Origin of the sequence: Streptomyces sp. NPDC029526 (assembly GCF_040637405.1) — a bacterium.
GTDB lineage: Bacteria > Actinomycetota > Actinomycetes > Streptomycetales > Streptomycetaceae > Streptomyces.
In genome coordinates this window covers 367,216-385,292 of record NZ_JBEZWE010000003.1, presented here as the reverse complement: position 1 = coordinate 385,292, position 18,077 = coordinate 367,216, and the positions used below count along the sequence as shown (strand labels likewise).

16 protein-coding genes and 1 riboswitch are annotated in these 18,077 nt (G+C 73.2%); of the genes, 4 read left to right on the top strand and 12 right to left on the bottom strand.

Annotated features, from left to right (window positions below; translation table 11 throughout):
• Positions 1-11: 11 nt before the first annotated feature.
• The 3 genes from AB0F01_RS12630 to AB0F01_RS12620 form a co-directional block, all read right to left on the bottom strand.
• Positions 12-671, bottom strand: a complete 660-nt coding sequence (locus tag AB0F01_RS12630) for a TetR/AcrR family transcriptional regulator (protein ID WP_362093443.1) — start codon at positions 669-671, stop codon at positions 12-14.
• A 64-nt stretch (positions 672-735) separates the two neighbouring features.
• Entirely contained in the window at positions 736-882 is a 147-nt protein-coding gene (locus tag AB0F01_RS12625; RefSeq protein WP_362093438.1) for an SCO1431 family membrane protein, read from the bottom strand.
• A 358-nt stretch (positions 883-1,240) separates the two neighbouring features.
• Positions 1,241-2,611, bottom strand: coding sequence for a peptidase C39 family protein (locus tag AB0F01_RS12620; RefSeq protein WP_362093435.1), 1,371 nt, complete (start codon positions 2,609-2,611; stop codon positions 1,241-1,243).
• A gap of 273 nt (positions 2,612-2,884) precedes the next feature.
• Between AB0F01_RS12620 and AB0F01_RS12615 the strand changes: the two genes are divergently transcribed.
• Together AB0F01_RS12615 and AB0F01_RS12610 are read left to right on the top strand one after the other, a co-directional pair.
• Positions 2,885-3,496: a hypothetical protein gene (locus AB0F01_RS12615; protein ID WP_362093432.1), complete on the top strand. Its 612-nt coding sequence runs from the start codon at positions 2,885-2,887 to the stop codon at positions 3,494-3,496.
• Between the two features lie 477 nt (positions 3,497-3,973).
• Positions 3,974-5,833: an AAA family ATPase gene (locus tag AB0F01_RS12610; RefSeq protein WP_362093587.1), complete on the top strand. Its 1,860-nt coding sequence runs from the start codon at positions 3,974-3,976 to the stop codon at positions 5,831-5,833.
• Between the two features lie 304 nt (positions 5,834-6,137).
• On the opposite strand, the gene AB0F01_RS12605 is transcribed toward AB0F01_RS12610, so the two are convergent.
• The 9 genes from AB0F01_RS12605 to AB0F01_RS12565 form a co-directional block, all read right to left on the bottom strand.
• Entirely contained in the window at positions 6,138-7,226 is a 1,089-nt protein-coding gene (locus AB0F01_RS12605; protein ID WP_362093429.1) for a hemolysin family protein, read from the bottom strand.
• Positions 7,223-8,554: a hemolysin family protein gene (locus AB0F01_RS12600; RefSeq protein WP_362093427.1), complete on the bottom strand. Its 1,332-nt coding sequence runs from the start codon at positions 8,552-8,554 to the stop codon at positions 7,223-7,225. The genes AB0F01_RS12605 and AB0F01_RS12600 overlap by 4 nt, the downstream gene beginning before the upstream one ends.
• 491 nt (positions 8,555-9,045) lie before the next feature.
• The gene (locus tag AB0F01_RS12595; RefSeq protein ID WP_362093424.1) at positions 9,046-9,516 is read right to left on the bottom strand and encodes a PH domain-containing protein; all 471 of its coding nucleotides are present in this window, start codon (positions 9,514-9,516) and stop codon (positions 9,046-9,048) included.
• A gap of 19 nt (positions 9,517-9,535) precedes the next feature.
• The gene (gene hisG / locus AB0F01_RS12590) at positions 9,536-10,399 is read right to left on the bottom strand and encodes an ATP phosphoribosyltransferase (protein WP_362093421.1); all 864 of its coding nucleotides are present in this window, start codon (positions 10,397-10,399) and stop codon (positions 9,536-9,538) included.
• Positions 10,400-10,447: 48 nt separating this feature from the next.
• A complete protein-coding gene (locus tag AB0F01_RS12585; RefSeq protein WP_004990764.1) occupies positions 10,448-10,720 on the bottom strand; it encodes a phosphoribosyl-ATP diphosphatase in 273 nt (90 codons plus the stop codon).
• A gap of 34 nt (positions 10,721-10,754) precedes the next feature.
• Positions 10,755-11,240 carry a 6,7-dimethyl-8-ribityllumazine synthase gene (gene ribH, locus AB0F01_RS12580; protein WP_164346024.1) on the bottom strand — a complete coding sequence of 162 codons (486 nt, stop codon included), beginning with the start codon at positions 11,238-11,240 and terminating at the stop codon, positions 10,755-10,757.
• Positions 11,241-11,260: 20 nt separating this feature from the next.
• Positions 11,261-12,625, bottom strand: a complete 1,365-nt coding sequence (locus AB0F01_RS12575) for a bifunctional 3,4-dihydroxy-2-butanone-4-phosphate synthase/GTP cyclohydrolase II (RefSeq protein WP_362093418.1) — start codon at positions 12,623-12,625, stop codon at positions 11,261-11,263.
• Positions 12,622-13,266 (bottom strand): nicotinamide mononucleotide transporter family protein, encoded by a 645-nt coding sequence (locus AB0F01_RS12570; RefSeq protein WP_362093415.1) that lies wholly within the window; start codon positions 13,264-13,266, stop codon positions 12,622-12,624. The genes AB0F01_RS12575 and AB0F01_RS12570 overlap by 4 nt, the downstream gene beginning before the upstream one ends.
• Positions 13,263-13,877 carry a riboflavin synthase gene (locus AB0F01_RS12565; protein WP_362093413.1) on the bottom strand — a complete coding sequence of 205 codons (615 nt, stop codon included), beginning with the start codon at positions 13,875-13,877 and terminating at the stop codon, positions 13,263-13,265. Before AB0F01_RS12565 ends, AB0F01_RS12570 begins: the two co-directional genes overlap by 4 nt.
• A 145-nt stretch (positions 13,878-14,022) precedes the next feature.
• Positions 14,023-14,153, bottom strand: a riboswitch (FMN riboswitch).
• 269 nt (positions 14,154-14,422) lie between these two features.
• Here AB0F01_RS12565 and AB0F01_RS12560 point away from each other — a divergent pair.
• Together AB0F01_RS12560 and AB0F01_RS12555 are read left to right on the top strand one after the other, a co-directional pair.
• The gene (locus AB0F01_RS12560; protein ID WP_362093410.1) at positions 14,423-16,771 is read left to right on the top strand and encodes a chitinase C-terminal domain-containing protein; all 2,349 of its coding nucleotides are present in this window, start codon (positions 14,423-14,425) and stop codon (positions 16,769-16,771) included.
• 297 nt (positions 16,772-17,068) lie between these two features.
• Positions 17,069-17,830 (top strand): NAD(P)H-binding protein, encoded by a 762-nt coding sequence (locus AB0F01_RS12555; protein WP_362093407.1) that lies wholly within the window; start codon positions 17,069-17,071, stop codon positions 17,828-17,830.
• Positions 17,831-18,077 lie beyond the last annotated feature (247 nt).

The following is an 18,077-nucleotide window of genomic DNA, read 5'->3' as shown; positions in this document are numbered from 1 at the left end:
CCGGCGGGCGGTCACGGGTCCCGGCGGGCGGGCTCCGGGGCGGGGTGGGCGGGGTCCAGTTCCGCGATGGCCCGCAGGGCGCCGCCGAGCGTCTTGACCAGCAGCTCGGTCATGACGTCGCGGGGAAGTTCCGGCCGTTCGATCCAGGCGAGGGTGGCGCCCTCGACGCTGCACACCCAGGACAGCAGACCCATCCGGGCCACCGGGCCGATCACGTCGCCGGGCCCGTAGGCGCCCTCGGCGATGGTCGACACGATCGCCTCGCGCACCCCGTCGCGGACGGCCTGCACCTCGGTGTCGAACCCGACGCCGCCGCTGACGATCGTGCGGTAGGCGGCCTGGTTGTGCTCGGCGTAGCGCAGGTAGCCGTCGATGGTGCGGTGCACCCGGTCCACCGGCGGCCGGTCCGTCCCGCTCGCCGCGAAGGTCACCAGCTCGGCGACCGAGTCCTCGATGATCGCCAGGTAGTAGCCCCGCTTGGAGTGGAAGTAGTAGTAGATCAGCCCCTTGGCGACGTTCGCCTGGCGCGCGATGTCGTCCATGGACAGCGCGTCGTAGGACGTGTCGGCGAACAGGCGCCGCCCGATGGCGATGAGCTCGGCCCGGCGCGTCAGGGAGCGCTCGGTACCGCGCACTCGGGGCGGCGGGGCCGGTTGCCTGCTGACACTCAAGGTGACCCTGGTCTTCTGCGGGGGGCGGGACCCCCGCAGTATGGCAGGTCGGTCCGTGACCGGGTCAGAGGAGTCCGAGCCGGGTGACGAGCATCGCCAGGACGACGACGAGGGTCCATCCCATGACGTGCTCGAGGATCTTCGGGCCGTCCTCCTGGGGACCTCCGGTACGGACGCGGGTGGCGGTGACGGTGGCTGCGCTGGCGGTCATGGCATCTCGCTGGTCTCGGTGGTGCGGTGGATCCCCCGTGCGGAGTTGTCCACTTTGCCACCGGAAACGGCAGGTGCGGCCGAGACGTTGGTCACACCGGTGACTGGCACCGGCGTCACGGGGTATCGGGCGCCCGGTCCGGTCCGGTCCGGTCCGGTCCGGTCGGACCCGGACCCGGGCTCGCGGGCCGTGCGGTCCGTCACGGCTCCGGGCCTGCGGCCCGGGGGCCGCGTCCGGTCCGCCACTCCTCGGGCCCCTGCCCGTACTCGGGGGCCGCGCGCGGTCCGTCACGCGCACGGCCCGCCGCTCGGCACTCCCCCGGCTCGGCTCGGCCCCGGCTCAGCTCGGCACCCCCGGCTCAGCGCACGCCCACCGCCGCCAGCGCCCTGCGCTGCCGTGCTCCGGGGCGTTCCGGGAAGTACAGGTAGCAGATCCCGCCGGTGCCGGAGACGACCTTGCCGGAGGCGTTGTACCGCTTGGTCCGCAGCCAGATGTTCTCCCACTCGCGCCGCCGGTAGACGCGCCGCACCGCCTCGTTGTCCGGCGAGGCCGGGTCGTTGGCGATCACGTCGCCGTCGGCGGTGAAGCCGATGACGGTCATCAGGTGGCCGGCGGTGCCGTACCCGGCGCCGGTCAGCTCCTCCTCCAGGAAGGACTGGGAGGTGATCGCCGGGATGCCCGCCGCGATCAGGGTCTCCAGGTCGGTCAGGGAGGAGAGCCGGGTGACCACGCCCCGGATGCCCTCGAAGGAGGCCGCGTAGGCCGCGTTGAAGGGCCAGTTGCCGCAGCCGGCGTAGGCGTGGTCGTAGGTGTGGCGGGCCGCGTGGCACACCTGCGGGTCGTCGTACGACGGGTCGACCCAGGCGAGTTCCTCCTCGGTCAGCCGCCCGCCCCAGTACTCGACGATCATCTGCGAGGAGGTGGGGCTGCACCACGCCTCGCCCCCGTTGTCGTACTCCGGGTACCGGCCCCGGTGGATCTCCTGGGAGTAGCGCGGGACGGCGAGTTCCCGGGCCACCCGGGGCGTGGAGGCGGGGACGGTGAAGCGGTCGGGGACGTCGGAGCCCATCGCGCCGAGCCGCCACACGGTGGGGCTGAGCCGGGTGCCGGGGCGGCGGTACAGGGTGAGCCGCAGCCGGAGGGCGGTCAGGCGCAGGCCGGAGGCCGGGTCGTCGACGGCCAGGGTGTCGGTCCAGACGGTGCTCCGGCCGTCGCCCTGGTCGTCCACCGAGGTCCGCCGGATGTCCTGGTCGCCGGACGCCCAGCGGCCCATCACGTACCAGGGGGTGTGCGTCCCGTCGTCGTAGGTGCCGCGCAGTTCGATGCCCAGCCAGGTGCCCTCCGGGGTGTGCGCGTTCCAGGAGGCGATCGCCTCGGTCGCGGGGACGGCGAGCCGGTGGACGGGCGAGGTCCAGGTCGCGTACTCCCAGGCGTCGGTGCGGCCGGTGTGGGGGTCGGTGTACTCGGTGGTCCCGGCGGGGCGGGCGATCACCAGTCCGGGGCGGGGGCCCGCGACCGCCCGGGTGCCGCGCTCGGTGCCGGCGCGCCAGTCGGCGGCAGAGGTCCAAGCGCGGTTGTCGACGTGACGCCCCGGGGCGCGGCGGCCGTCGGCGGGAACGGCGCCGGGTAGGCCGGGGGCGGCGGACGCCGGGCTCGCGCCACTGACGACGGCGACGGCGACGGCGGCCGTCAACAGGGTCCTGCGGGACGGCTGTTCGGCTCTGCTCATGGGTGAAGGCCCCCAGGGGTCCGAGTCGGTTCAGGTCCGGTGCGCGGCCGGTCGGACCGTGTGGATCCACCGGCGGGTGAGGCTGTGCGCCCACTATGGACGCAGCCGCGCCGGTACGGCCAGCACCCGGGACCGTGCCGCGCCGGGTGACAGAGGACCGGACCACTGGCGGCCGGCCGGGCGGAGGGAAGGGCCGCACCGTTCACGGCCGCGTCTCGGTCAGCGGCCGATGGATGCCCCGTGGACCGCCTGACCGCCTACAGTGCTGACGTCATGTCCACCGCACCCTCTCCCCCGCCGCGGGAGCCCGGCGTCCCGGCCCTCGCCTCCCGCATCCGCGATCTCCCGCCGTCCTGCGGCCCGGTCCGGCTCGTCGGCGTCGACGGGCACGCGGGCTCCGGGAAGTCCACGTTCGCCGACCGGCTGGCCGGGGCCCTCGGCGGTGCCCCGGTGCTGCGGCTCGACGACATCGCCCGTCACGAGGAGCTGTTCGACTGGACCGGGCGACTGTTCGCCCAGGTCGTCGAACCGCTCGGCCGGGGCGACACGGCGCGCTACCGCCCCTACGACTGGCACGCCCGCCGCTTCGGGCCGCCCCGTCCCCTGCCGCCGGCTCCGGTGATCCTCGTGGAGGGCGTCGGGGCCGGACGCCGGGCGCTGCGCCCGCACCTGGCGCTGCTGGCGTGGATGGACCTGCCGGCACCGGAGTCGTGGAAGCGGGGCCGGGCCCGGGACGGCGCGGAGCAACGGGAGTTCTGGGACGGGTGGGTGCCGGCGGAGCGACGCCACTTCGCCGAGGACCCGTCGCGGCCGTTCGCGGACGTGCTGGTGCGGCAGCGCGAGGAGGGGTACGAGGTGCTCGCGGGTACTGCCGTGACGGAGTGAACGCCCTTTCCGTTCACGCTCGGTGACGGGTCGCCAGCAGTGTGGTGAACTCGTGAAAACGCCTCGTCGGACGCGTCGCAACGGGACCCCGACTCGGCTTGACCTGCGGGCCGTGCAGGTCTTACGTTCTCCGTGTGCGGCCCTTCGGAGCCGCTCGCGGACACGAAGCCCCCGGTTGTTCCCCCGTGATCGGGGGCTTCGTTCTGCCCGCTCCGGCTCGTTTCGGCCGTCGAGCACCCCTCGTGATCACCCTGCGTCACCGCTCGGCCTCTCCCCGTACCGCTGCTCCGCACGCCGACGGCCCGGCGGCACTCTACGGACGGGGCCCCGCCGCGGGTACGATGCACCTCGGTGCGATCCGGGGACGCTGCCTCGAGCACCTGCAACTCCGGTCCGCGGCACAGCGGTTCGACCTTCGGGAGCCGACGGACGGGGGCCGGCCGGCACACGACGGGGGCACGGTTCGTGGGGGACGCGATGGACTTCGGCACGCAGGGCCCGCAGGCCCCGGCCGACCTGGCCTGGCTGCGCGGCGTGGACGCCTACACCATGGGCGCGTATCCGCAGGCGGAGGAGGAGTTCCGGAACGCGGTGCGCATCGACCCCGCGATGGCCGACGGCTGGCTCGGGCTGCACGCGCTCCGGATCGACACGACGACCGCCCTGCTGCGCATGTTCCGCCACCGGGACCGCTTCGGCGAACAGCGCACCCGGCACCGGCGCACGCTCAACTCCTGGTACTGGCTGGGGTGGTGGGTGCAGCCGGTGCTGGAGAGCCCGCGTGACCTGCTGCTGGCGCACGCCTCCCACTGGCTCGACGGCCGCCACGTCCCCGAGCTGGACCGGGCGCTCGCCGGACTGCCTCCGGTGGACACCGAGCCACAGATCCGTTTCCTGCACGCCTGCCGGGCCTATCTGGTCAAGGACTGGGAGCAGTTGGTCCGGCACACCGATCCGCTGCTCGCCGACCCCGTGCTCGGCATCGAGGCGGGCCTGTTCGGCGGTATGGCCCGGGTCCGGCTGGAGATGTACGGGCAGGCCGAGCCCCTGCTGTCCGCGGCCCTGATGCGCTGCCGCAGCGAGCAGCCGCAGCGCAAGGAGCTGCGCTACTGGCTGGCCCGGGCGCACGAGGGGACCGGCCGCAGCGCCGCCGCGCTCCCCCTGTACCGGGCGGTGCACCGGGTCGACCCGGCGTTCATGGACACCTCGGCACGGCTCGCGGCGATCTCCGAGGGGGACGGCTACGACGACGCGGGCCTGGCCGCCGTCACCCTCGCCGGCGCGGGACAGGACGCGGTGGACCTGCCCGACACCCTCGACCCGCTGTTCGGCGCGGAGGGCCGGGACCTGCGGCTGTCGGACCCGGAGCCGCCGCCCGCCACGCTGCCACCGCTGTCCGGCGCCCCGGTGCGGGAGCGGGCCGGCGCGCCGCCGGTGCCGCTGCCCACGGGGCCCACCGACCCGGCGTTACTGGAGGAGGCCCTCGCCGAACTGGAGCGCATGGTGGGCCTGGAGCCGGTCAAGCGCCAGGTCAAGGCGCTGTCGGCGCAGCTGAACATGGCACGGCTGCGGGCCGGGCAGGGGCTGCCGGTGCAGCCGCCCAAACGGCACTTCGTCTTCTCCGGCCCGTCCGGCACCGGCAAGACCACGGTGGCCCGCATCCTGGGCCGGGTGTTCTACGCCCTCGGGCTGCTCGGCGGCGACCACCTCGTGGAGGCACAGCGCGCCGACCTGGTCGGCGAGTACCTGGGGCAGACGGCGGTGAAGGCCAACGAGCTGATCGACTCCGCGCTCGGCGGCGTCCTGTTCGTCGACGAGGCGTACTCGCTGTCCAACTCCGGGTACGGCAAGGGCGACGCGTACGGCGACGAGGCCCTCCAGGTGCTGCTCAAGCGCGCCGAGGACAACCGCGACCACCTGGTGGTGATCCTGGCCGGCTACCCGGAGGGCATGGACCGGCTGCTGACGGCCAACCCGGGGCTGTCCTCCCGCTTCACCACCCGTGTCGATTTCCCGTCGTACCGGCCGCTGGAGCTCACCGAGATCGGCAAGGTGCTCGCCGCCGACAACGGGGACGTGTGGGACGAGGAGGCGCTGGAGGAGCTGCGCTCCATCGCCGGTCACGTGGTCGACCAGCAGTGGATCGACGAGCTGGGCAACGGGCGTTTCCTGCGCACCCTGTACGAGAAGAGCTGCGCCTACCGCGACCTGCGGCTGTCCACCGTGCCGGGCACGCTGACCCGCGACGACCTGGCGACTCTGCGGCTGCCGGACCTGATGCAGGCGTACGGGGAGGTCCTGTCGGGCCGCAGCCCGCAGGACCCGCCGGGCCGGTGACGTCCCGCCGGCGGCGCACTTCCTCCGCGCCCCACCCCCGGACGGCGGGACGCGTACCGCCGTCCGGGACCCCGGTGGTTCCGGTCGGCCCGGCCGCAGGCCGCCCTGCTGATCAACACAGCTGGTGCCGCGGCAGGCGACGTCTGCCCGTCGAGGAGCGGCGGCCGGTGCGTGCTACCGGTGTGCCGGACGGGAGCCCTCGTACCGGACGTACTCGGACTGTCGGGCGGTGCGGGACGTGCGGGCCGGGCGTCGCGACGGGGCAGACGTCGCCTGGTGCTGTTGCGGCACTTGGTCACCAGGGCTAGGTCGCCAGGGCCTGTTCCGGTGCGCCGCCGACGCGCGGCTCGGTCAGCCGCACCTCGGGCAGCCCCCGGTGGGCGGGGTCGTGGACCTCTCCGACCAGCACCTCCAGGACGTCCTCCAGGGCGACCAGGCCCAGCACCCGGCCGGAGGCGTCGGCGACCTGGGCCAGGTGGCCGGCGGCGCGGCGCATCACCGTGAGGGCGTCGTCCAGCGGCACGTCGCAGCGCAGGGTGGTCATGGGCCGCCACAGCCGGCGCGGCACCGGACGCTCGTCGTCCTCCAGGTCGAGGACGTCCTTGACGTGCAGGTAGCCCAGGAAGGCGCTCCCGTCCTCGGCGGCGACGGGGAAGCGTGAGTAGCCCGTGCGGGCGGTGAGCTCGACCACGCGGGCGGGGGTGACGGCCGGGGGCACGGTCACCAGTGAGGCGGACTCCAGCAGGACGTCCGTCACCGGGCGGGAGCCCAGCCGGAGGGCGTCCTCCAGGCGTTCGGCCGCCTCCGGGTCGAGCAGGCCGGCCCGGCCGGAGTGCTTCACCAGACGGTTGAGCTGCTCGCTGGTGAAGACGGCCTCCACCTCGTCCTTCGGCTCGACGCGGAACAGCCGCAGCACGGCCGCCGAGCAGGCGCCGAGCGCGGCCGTGACCGGCCGGCACAGGCGGGCGAACCGGACCAGTCCGGGGCCGAGCCACAGCGCGGCCTTCTCGGGGGCCGCCAGTGCGAGGTTCTTCGGCAGCATCTCCCCGACGACCAGGTGGAAGAAGACCACCGCGGCGAGCGCGATGACGTAGCCGAGCGGGTGCACCAGGCCGTCCGGCAGGTGGATCCAGGTGAAGACGGGCTCCAGCAGGCGGGCCACCGTGGGTTCGGCGATCGCACCGAGCGTCAGGGAGCAGACCGTGATGCCGAACTGGGCCGCCGCCATCATCTGCGGCAGGTGTTCCAGCCCGTGCAGGACCCGGCGGGCGCGGGCCGTGCCGAGCGGTTCGATCTGGCTGCGCCGTACGGAGACGAGGGCGAACTCGGCGCCGACGAAGAAGCCGTTGGCGAGCACCAGCAGGGCGGCGAACAGGAGGTGGAGGGCGCTCATCCCACGGCCTCCACCAGCGGCAGGGGCGCGGTTCTGACCAGGCGGACGCGGTCGGCGCGGTAGTGGCCGACCCGGCGCACGGACAGCCGCCAGCCGGGCAGGTCGACGTGGTCCCCGACGGCGGGGATGCGGCCGAGCCGGTCGGCCACCAGTCCGGCGACGGTCTCGTAGGGCCCGTCGGGCGTCTCCAGGCCGATGCGCCGCAGCAGGTCGACACGGACGCCGCCGTCGACGTCCCAGGCGGGGTTGCCGTCCTGCGGCGGGGCCGCGGTGAGCTGGGGGGCGTCCGGGTCGTCGTGCTCGTCACGGACCTCGCCGACGATCTCCTCCACGATGTCCTCCAGGGTGACGACCCCGGCGGTGCCGCCGTACTCGTCGACGACCACGGCGATGGGCTGCTCGCTGCGCAGCCGGGCCAGCAGGGCCGGCACGGGCAGGGTCTCGGGGACGAGCAGCGGGGGACGGGCGAGGGTGTCGACGGGGGTGCGGAGCCGGTCGCGGGCGGGCACGGCCAGCGCGTCCTTGAGGTGGACCAGGCCGGTCACCTCGTCGATCCGCTCGCGGTAGACCGGGAAGCGGGACAGACCGGTGGCCCGGGTGAGGTTGACGACGTCCTGGGCGGTGGCCGAGGACTGCAGGGCGCTCACCTTCACACGTGGCGTCATCACGTGCTGTGCGGTCAGGTCCGCCAGGGACAGGGTGCGGACGAAGAGGTCGGCGGTGTCCTCTTCCAGGGCGCCGGCCCGGGCGGAGTGCCGCGCCAGGGAGACCAGTTCGCCCGGGGAGCGCGCGGAGGCCAGCTCCTGGGCCGGCTCGATGCCGAAGAGGCGCACCAGGCGGTTGGCCACGGCGTTCAGTCCGGCGATGACCGGGCGGAGGAGGCGGGCGAAGACGTACTGCGGGCCGGCGACGAAGCGGGCGACCTGCAGCGGGCGGGAGACGGCCCAGTTCTTCGGCACGAGTTCACCGATCACCATCTGCACGGCGGAGGCCAGCAGCACGCCGACGATCACGCAGATGCCGGACACCGCGCCGGCGGGGACGCCGAGGGAGGTGACCGGGCCGTGCAGCAGCCGGGCGAGGGCCGGTTCGGCGAGCATGCCGACGACCAGGGAGGTGAGGGTGATGCCGAGCTGGGTGCCGGAGAGCTGGAAGGACAGCTCCTTCAACGAGGCGACGACGCGGCGGGCGCGCCGGTCACCGTTCGCGGCGGCCCGTTCGGCGTCGGGTCGCTCGACGGTGACGAGGCCGAACTCGGCGGCCACGAAGAAGCCGTTGGCGAGGATCAGCAGGAGGGCGGCTGCCAGAAGCAGCAGGGGGGTGGTCACGATGCCACCGCCTCCCGTGGGACGCGGACCGGGCGGAGCCGGCCGGCGCTATGTCGGGAGGGGGCGGCGCAGGTACTGCCAGACGATCCGTCCATCGCCGGAGGGAGTCACTCCTCGGGTCGCAGGAAGCCCCTGGCGCGCCGGGCGGGCGGCAGGGGCGCGGGCGTGGTCGTCACGCCCGCGTCCACCAGATTAATCGGGACCGGGGCGGCAGCGGCAGGGTGAGGGACCCGGACGGGTCCCCGATGTGCGGGCGGCCGTCCCGGAGGGGTGCCGGCTCAGGGATCCGGACGGGTCCCGGATGTGCGGACGGCCCGCCCCGGAGGGGTGCCGGCTCAGGCATCCGGACGGGTCCCTCCTCTGCGGGCGGGCCGCCCCCGTAAGGGGTACCGGGCGGGCCGTGGTGCGGGCGCGCCGACCGTGGGCGCGGTCCCGTGCCCACGGGTGCCGGGCACGGGGCCTCGCCCGTGGGTGTGCGGTGGGAGCCCCGGTCAGCCGCGGGGCGCGTCGGGGCCGGCCGTGGAGTGGGCGGCGGCCAGGGCGCGCAGCGCGCGGGCGTCGGCGATGGCGTGCTGCTTGGCGATGCCCGGCTGGATGCCGAGGGCGGGCAGGCTGGTGCCGTCGCTGAGGTCGAGGAAGACCCAGGGGTCGCCGGGGCGGAGGTGGACCTGGATGATCTCCGGCCACTCCAGGCGGCGGCGGGTGACGATGTTGACGACGGTGACGCCCGTCTCGTCGCACTCCACCCGGGGGCGGGCCAGCAGGTACAGCACGCCGCCCAGCAGGGCGCCGGTGAACACGAAGCTGAGGCGTTCGCCCGGCCCCAGCTGGGTGAGGAGGACGCCGATCAGGCTGACGGCGACGAAGATCGCCACACCCATGGTGAGCAGCACCGCGCGGGTGCGGCCGGGGCGGAAGGTGACGGGCAGGGCGGGCGTCCCGGACGGGGTGGCAGCCGACATGGTCTCGCTCCCGGCCCGGTCAGAGGCGGCAGGCGTGGATGGCCGTGGTCAGGATGGCCCGCGCCCCGATGTCGTAGAGGTCGTCCATGATGCGCTGGGCCTCCTTGGAGGGGACCATGGCGCGGACGGCGACCCAGCCCTCGTTGTGCAGCGGGGACACCGTCGGGGACTCCAGGCCCGGGGTCAGGGCCACGGCCTTCTCCAGCTGTTCGACCCGGCAGTCGTAGTCCATCATCACGTAGGTGCGGGCCACCAGGACGCCCTGGAGGCGGCGCAGGAACTGCTGCACCTTGGGCTCGACGGTGCCGTCGGGCTCGTCGGCCGCCCCGGAACGGCGGATGACGACCGCCTCGGACGTCATGATGGGCTCGCCGATGACCTGCAGGCCCGCGTTGCGCAGCGAGGTGCCGGTCTCCACGACGTCGGCGATGACCTCCGCGACACCGAGTTCGATGGCGGTCTCCACGGCGCCGTCGAGGTGGACGACGGAGGCGTCGATGCCCTTCTCCTCCAGGTGCCGGGCGACGATGCCCTCGTAGGAGGTGGCGATGGTCATGCCGGTCAGGTCGGTGACGCCGTTCGCGGTGCCGGGGCGGGTGGCGAAGCGGAACGTGGAACGGGCGAACCCGAGGGGCAGGATCTCCTCGGCGCGGGCGCCGGAGTCGACGAGCAGGTCCCGTCCGGTGATGCCGATGTCGAGGCGGCCGGAGGAGACGTAGATGGCGATGTCGCGCGGGCGGAGGTAGAAGAACTCCACCTCGTTCGTCGGGTCGACGACCCGCAGTTCCTTGGTCTCGCGGCGCTGCTGGTAGCCGGCCTCATGCAGCATCTCCGCCGCAGGGCCGGACAGTGAACCCTTGTTGGGGAGGGCGATGCGCAGCATGAGGTCGGCTTCCTTCGCGGTGTCGGGGTGGTGGGGGCGTGCGGGCGATCAGAGGTGGGCGTAGACGTCGTCGAGGGAGATGCCGCGGGCGACCATCATCACCTGGACGTGGTACAGCAGCTGGGAGATCTCCTCGGCTGCCGCTTCCTTGCCCTCGTACTCGGCGGCCATCCAGACCTCGGCGGCCTCTTCGACGACCTTCTTGCCGATGGCATGGACGCCCTTGTCCACCAGTTCGGCCGTGCGGGAGGTGGCGGGGTCGCCGTGGGCGGCCTTGTGCTGGAGCTCGGTGAAGAGCTCCTCGAACGTCTTCTTGGACATGGTGGTCCTTACCCTACGCGCTGTCGGGCCCTGCTCACCGCCAGGGTTCGGATACCGAACGCAAGCAGGCGGCGGTCGCCACCGCGGCGGTGACGGCCTCGTGCCCCTTGTCCTCGCTGGACCCGGGCAGTCCGGCACGGTCCAGGGCCTGCTCCTCGGTGTCGCAGGTGAGGACGCCGAAGCCGACGGGCACGCCGGTGTCGACCGAGACCTGGGTCAGGCCCTGGGTGACGCCCTGGCACACGTAGTCGAAGTGGGGGGTGCCGCCCCGGATGACGACGCCGAGGGCGACGACCGCGTCGTAGCCGCGTCCGGCGAGGACCTTGGCGACGACCGGGAGTTCCCAGCTGCCGGGGACCCTCAGCAGGGTCGGCTCGTCGATGCCGAGGTCGTGCAGGGCGCGCAGGGCGCCGTCGACCAGTCCGTCCATCACCTTCTCGTGCCACTGCGCGGCGATGACGGCGACCCGCAGGTCCCCCACGTCGCGTACGGACAGTTCCGGTGCACCCTTGCCGCTCACGTCTCTCCTCGGTGTTTCGCTTACTGGTTGCCGCAGGCCGGCACGGTCGGTGCGTCCAGCCAGGGCAGGTCGTGGCCCATCCGGTCCCGCTTGGTGCGCAGGTAGCGGAGGTTGTGCTCGCTCGCGGTGACGGGCATCGGCTCACGGGCGGTGACGGCGATGCCGTGGCGCACGAGCGCGTCGGCCTTGTCGGGGTTGTTGGTCATCAGGCGGACCCGGCGCACGCCGAGGTCGGCGAGGATCTGGGCGCCGGCGCCGTAGTCGCGGGCGTCGGCGGGCAGGCCGAGTTCGAGGTTGGCGTCGAGGGTGTCCCGGCCGCGTTCCTGGAGTTCGTAGGCGCGCAGCTTGGACATCAGGCCGATGCCGCGTCCCTCGTGGCCGCGCAGGTAGACGACGACGCCCCGGCCCTCGGCCTGGATGCGGGCCAGGGAGGCGTCCAGCTGGGGCCCGCAGTCGCAGCGCTGGGAGCCGAAGACGTCTCCGGTGAGGCATTCGGAGTGGATCCGCACCAGGACGTCCTCGCCGTCGCCGAGGTCGCCGTGGACCAGGGCGACGTGCTCGACCCCGTCGGCGGTGGAGCGGTAGCCGTGCGCGGTGAACGTGCCGTGCGCGGTGGGCAGGCGGACCTCGGCCTCGCGGCGGACGACGGGTTCGGCGCTGCGGCGGTAGGCGATGAGGTCCTCGATGGAGATGATCGTCAGTCCGTGCTTGCGGGCGAAGGGGACCAGTTCGGGCAGCCGCAGCATGCTGCCGTCCTCGCCGGCGATCTCGACGATCGCGCCGGCCGGGCGCAGTCCGGCGAGGCGGGCGAGGTCGACGGCGGCCTCGGTGTGGCCGTTGCGGACCAGGACGCCGCCGGGGCGGGCGCGCAGCGGGAAGATGTGCCCGGGACGGACCAGGTCGGACGGTTCGGCGGTGCCGCCCGCCAGGAGGCGGAGGGTGGTGGCGCGGTCGGCGGCGGAGATGCCGGTGGTGACGCCGTGGGCGGCGGAGGCGTCGACGGAGACCGTGAAGGCGGTCTTCATCGACTCGGTGTTGTCGTCGACCATCTGCGGCAGCCGCAGGCGGTCCAGTTCGTCGCCCTCCATGGGAGCGCAGATCAGGCCGCGGCACTCGCTCATCATGAACGCGACGATCTCGGGGGTGGCCATCTCGGCGGCGATGACGAGGTCGCCCTCGTTCTCGCGGTCCTCGTCGTCGACGACGACGACCGGGCGGCCGGCCGCGATGTCGGCGACGGCCTGCTCGACCGGGTCGAGGGCGAGGTCCTCGGCTCCGTCGAGGCCGGGCAGGACCGGCGGTGCGGTCCGGCGGCCGGCCGCCGGGGTCCGCTGCGGCGGGGCGGCCTCGTCGAGGGCGGTGACGCGTGACGGGACGGCGCTCATGCCGGCGCTCCTTCCAGGGCGGGCCGCACGTCCTCGCGGGACCGCAGCCACCAGTCGCGCAGGCCCCACAGGACCAGCGCGCCGTAGATGATGTAGACGAAACCGGAGAAGGCGAAGCCGTTGGCGAAGTTCAGCGGGACGCCGACGAGGTCGACCAGCAGCCAGGCGAACCAGAACTCGACCATGCCGCGGGCCTGCGCGTACATGGCGACGATGGTGCCGACGAAGATGTAGGCGTCCGGCCAGGGGTCCCAGGACAGGGACGGGTAGAGCGTGAACAGTCCGCCGACGGCCAGGGTGCCGGCGGCGGCGGCGCCCGCCAGGAGGAGGCGTTCGCGGCCGGTGGCGAAGCGGACGGCGATGGAGCCGTCCTGGGCCTGCTGCCGGCCGCGGTTCCACTGCGCGAACCCCCAGGCGGCGACGAGCATGACGACGATCTGCTTGCCGGCGCTGCCGGAGAGGTGGGCGGTGGCGAAGGCGGCGAAGAGGATCAGGCCGGAGAGGAACTGGGCGGGCCAGGTCCACAGGGAGCGGCGCCAGCCGAGCGCGAGGGCCAGCAGGCCGATCACGTTGCCGATCATGTCGGACCACTTGATGTGCTGGCCGAGGACGGTGAACGCCTCGGAGTTGAGCCAGTTCACCGCCCGTCCTCCTTGCCGAGGGCCCGGTCGCCGATCATGCGCTCGACGTACTTGGCGATGACGTCCACCTCGAGGTTGACGGGGTCGCCGGGCTGCTTGAGGCCAAGCGTGGTCAGGTCGAGGGTGGTCGGGATGAGGCTGACCGTGAAGAAGTCGGGTCCGGCGTCGACGACGGTGAGGCTGATGCCGTCGACGGTGATGGAGCCCTTCTCGACGACGTAGCGGGCGAGGTCGGCGGGCAGCGAGATCCGGACCAGTTCCCAGTTCTCGGAGGGCTTGCGTTCGAGGATCTCGCCGGTGCCGTCGACGTGGCCCTGCACGATGTGTCCGCCGAGGCGCGCGCCGAGGGCCATGGGGCGTTCGAGGTTCACCCGGGAGCCGACGGCGAGGGCGCCGAGGCTGGAGCGGTTGAGGGTCTCGGCCATCACGTCGGCGGTGAACTCGTCGCCCTCGTGCTCGACGACGGTGAGGCAGACGCCGTTGACGGCGATGGAGTCCCCGTGCTTCGCGTCCTGGGTGACGACGGGGCCGCGCAGCCGGAAGCGGCAGGCGTCGTCGAGGGTCTCGACGGCGGTGACCTCGCCCAGCTCTTCGACGATTCCGGTGAACACTTCCCGGGTCCTCCTGCCTCTTCGGGCACGGACTCCGGGGCTGCCGATGACGACAGATCGTACGGGCGAGGACACCGGGGGCGACGCCGGACGGAGTCCGCCGCGAGGACGGACCGGTACGGCGGCGCGCATGGATGCCCGCCCGCCGCGCACTGCCTCCCATCCGGACTTTAACCGTCGGTCCAGGAATTTCACCTGGTCAACCGGCCGCTGGAGGCGACCGGGTCGCGGACTGTAACCGCCGGTTCGGACTTTCACCGACCCCGGAGTGCGCTGCTACTGGTACAGGGCCAGTGTGCCATGACCCTCCGCGGTCCATACAGGCGGCCGGTGTGGAGTGGCTCACAACCCGTGGTCTCCGGCGCGCCGAACGTGACGGACCCGCCGCGCCCGAGGCGGGTCCGGGCCGGGAGAGGGGCGCACGGGGAAGCGAACTCCGCACGCCGTCCACGCGCCTGACACCCCGTCGAATTGGTCCATACCTATTGACGCTTTGGTCTAGTCCTCTTAGATTCTGCGCCACCTTCAGTGGAGAGGAACCGACTGTGCCGTCCCCCTCACGCCCCGGGGCGAGACCTGCCCTGCTCGCCTCCGCGGCCGCCGTCGCGGGCCTACTGCTCGCCGCCCTTCCCGCCACCGTCTCCCACGCCGCCGACCAGGAGTCCTGTCGCCCCGACGGGCTGTACCGGACGCCCGGGGTGGACGTCCCCTACTGCTCGGTCTACGACTCGGCCGGGCGGGAACGCATGGGCGACGACCACCAGCGCCGGGTGATCGGCTACTTCACCGGCTGGCGCACCGGCAAGGACGGGAAGCCCTCGTACCTGGCGTCCGACATCCCGTGGGAGAAGATCACCCACATCAACTACGCGTTCGCCCACGTCGACAAGGGCAACAAGCTCTCCGTCGGTGCGGACGGCGCCACCAACCCGGCGACCGGGATGACCTGGCCGGGCGTGTCCGGCGCCGAGATGGACCCGGCGCTGCCCTACAAGGGCCACTTCAACCTGCTGACGAAGTTCAAGAAGCAGCACCCCGACGTCAAGACGCTGATCTCGGTGGGCGGTTGGGCCGAGACGGGCGGCTACTTCGACGCCGACGGCGACCGGGTGGACTCCGGCGGCTTCTACTCCATGGCCACCAACGCCGACGGCTCGGTCAACCACGCCGGCATCGACACGTTCGCCGACTCGGCGGTCGACTTCCTGCGCACGTACGGCTTCAACGGGCTCGACATCGACTACGAGTACCCGACCACGATGAAGGACGCGGGCAATCCGCTCGACTGGTCCTTCGCCAACGCCCGCCGGGCCGGCCTGGTCAAGGGCTACGCGGCGCTGATGAAGACCCTGCGCGAGAAGCTGGACCGCGCGGGCGAGGAGGACGGCAGGCACTACCTGCTGACGGTGGCGGCCCCCTCCTCCGGCTACCTGCTGCGCGGCATGGAGACCTTCCAGGTCCAGAAGTACCTGGACTACGTCAACATCATGTCCTACGACCTGCACGGCGCCTGGAACGAGTACGTCGGTCCGAACGCCTCGCTCTTCGACGACGGCAAGGACGCCGAGCTGGCTGCCTCGGGCGTCTACACGACGTCCCAGTACGGCGGGATCGGCTATCTCAACACCGACTGGGCCTACCACTACTTCCGGGGCTCGATGCCGGCCGGCCGCATCAACATCGGCCTGCCGTACTACACCCGCGGGTTCAAGAACGTCACCGGCGGCACCGACGGCCTGTGGGGCAAGGCCCCCTCGACGGACTGCCCCGCCGGATCCGGGCTGACCAAGTGCGGCGACGGCGCCACCGGCATCGACAACCTCTGGCACGACCTGGACGACGACGGCGAGGAGTCGCCCGCCGGGTCCAACCCGATGTGGCACGCCAAGAACCTGGAGAAGGGCGTCGTCGGGGACTACCTCACCGACTACGGCTTCCCCGCCGACACGCAGCTGACCGGCACCTACGCCCGCAAGTACGACTCCACCCTGGTCGCGCCCTGGCTGTGGAACGCCGAGAAGAAGGTCTTCCTGTCCACCGAGGACGAGCAGTCCGTGAAGGCCAAGGCCGACTACGTCGTGGACCGCGGCATCGGCGGCACCATGGTGTGGGAGTTGGCCGGCGACTACGACTGGAACGCGGCCACGGGCCAGTACGAGCCGGGCTCGACGCTGACCACCGCGATGTACGAGAAGTTCCGGTCCGCCGCCCCCTACGGGGCGACCCGGGCCACCACCGAGATGCCGTCGGACGCTCTGGACATCGACGTCGACTTCGGCCAGTTCCCGCTCGGCGACTCCAACTACCCGATCAGCCCCAAGCTGAAGATCACCAACAACACCTCGACGGCCCTGCCCGGCGGCACGGAGTTCCGGTTCGACTACGCCACCTCCGCGCCGGGCAACGCCAAGGACCAGTCCGGCTGGGGCACCACGGTGATCAGCTCGGACCACACCGGGGACAACGTGGGCGGCCTGAAGGGCGACCACCACCGGGTGTCGCTGAAGCTGCCGGCCTGGCAGTCGCTGGCACCGGGCGACTCGGTGGAGCTGGACTTCGTCTACTACCTGCCGGTGTCCACGCCGTCGAACTGGACGGTCACGTTCGGCGGGAAGACCTACGCCCTGGCCGGTGACCTGGCCCGCGGCACCACCGTCGTCGAACCGGGCGGCGGCACCCCCACCGACCCGCCCACGACCCCGCCCGGCGAGCCCGGGGAGCCCGGTGAGCCCGGCGACTGCACCGACCCGGCCTGGGACGCTTCCACGGCGTACGGCGGCGGCAGCGTGGTCGCGCACGACGGGCACGTCTGGAAGGCCCAGTGGTGGACGCAGGGCGAGGAGCCCGGCACCACAGGCCAGTGGGGCGCCTGGCGGGACCAGGGAGCCTGCTGACCGCCCACCGGACCGGCCCGGCGGCGGTGACGACGGCCCTTGCCCGCCGCCGGGCCTCACCACGGCGCGCCCCGGAGCGAAACACACCCTGGGCGCCGCCGCAGCCCGCCGCGCGGCGCACCCCATGGTGCCGCGCGGCGGGCGCGTTCCGGCCGGCCGCGTGTGCGCCTGCGGTCCCGGTCCCTCAAGCTGGACCCGGTACGCCGCCGGGCGGTGTCACCTTCCGTGGCACCCGCCCGTCCTCCCCGGTGAGGGTGCCCCGCACGGGGCGCCCGGTCTCCGAAAGGACGGAACAGCATGACCACGATCCTGGTGACCGGAGGGACCGGAGCGCTCGGCCGGCCCGTGACCGAGCGGCTGCGCGCACGGGGGCACGACGTACGGGTGCTCAGCCGGCACGCCGTGCCCTACTCCGTCGACCTGCGCCGGGGCGGCAGCTCCCTGGACGCGGCGGTCGCGGGTGTGGAGACGGTCGTCCACTGCGCCACCTCCCCGCGCGGCGGGGACGAGCAGGCCGCACGGAACCTGATCACGGCGGCCCGGCGGGCCGGCGTGGCGCACCTCGTCTACATCTCGATCGTGGGCGTGGACCGGGTGCCGTTCGGCTACTACCGGTCGAAGCTGGCGGTGGAACGGCTCGTCGAGGAGTCCGGCATCGGCTGGACGGTGCTGCGGGCCACCCAGTTCCACGACCTGCTGCTCACGGTCTTCCAGGGGGTGTCCCGGCTGCCGGTCGTGCCGCTCCCGGCCCGGGTGAAGGACCAGCCGGTCGAGGTCACCGAGGTCGCGGACCGGCTGTGCGAGCTGGCCCAGGAGGCGCCGGCGGGGCGGGTGGCCGACATGGGCGGCCCGGAGATCCGGACGATGGACTCGCTCCTGCGCTCCTACCTCCGCGTCGCGGGCCGCCGCCGCGCGGTGGTGAAGGTGCCGCTCCGGGGCGCCGCCTACCGGGCGTTCCGCGCGGGGGGACACCTGGCGCCGGACCACGCGGTGGGCACGCGCACCTTCGAGGAGTTCCTGGCTGCCCGGCGGGAGGGCGCGGCGGCACTGCGTGACTGACAGGGCGTCAGCTCGCGTACCAGGGCTGGTAGTTGACGGAACATGGCGTCCGGACCGGCCGCCACCCGGCCGCCCGGAACAGGGCACGTCGTGACCGCCGGGGCCACCGGCACCGGGCGACCGGAGCACCGGGAGAGCCGCCCGGGGCCGCCGGCAGTGTCCGCGGTCCGCCGGCGACGGCATCCGCCGCCGGGGGGGTGGCGCCGTCGTCACCGCGCGGCTCGCACCGTCCCCGGCGGACGGGTCC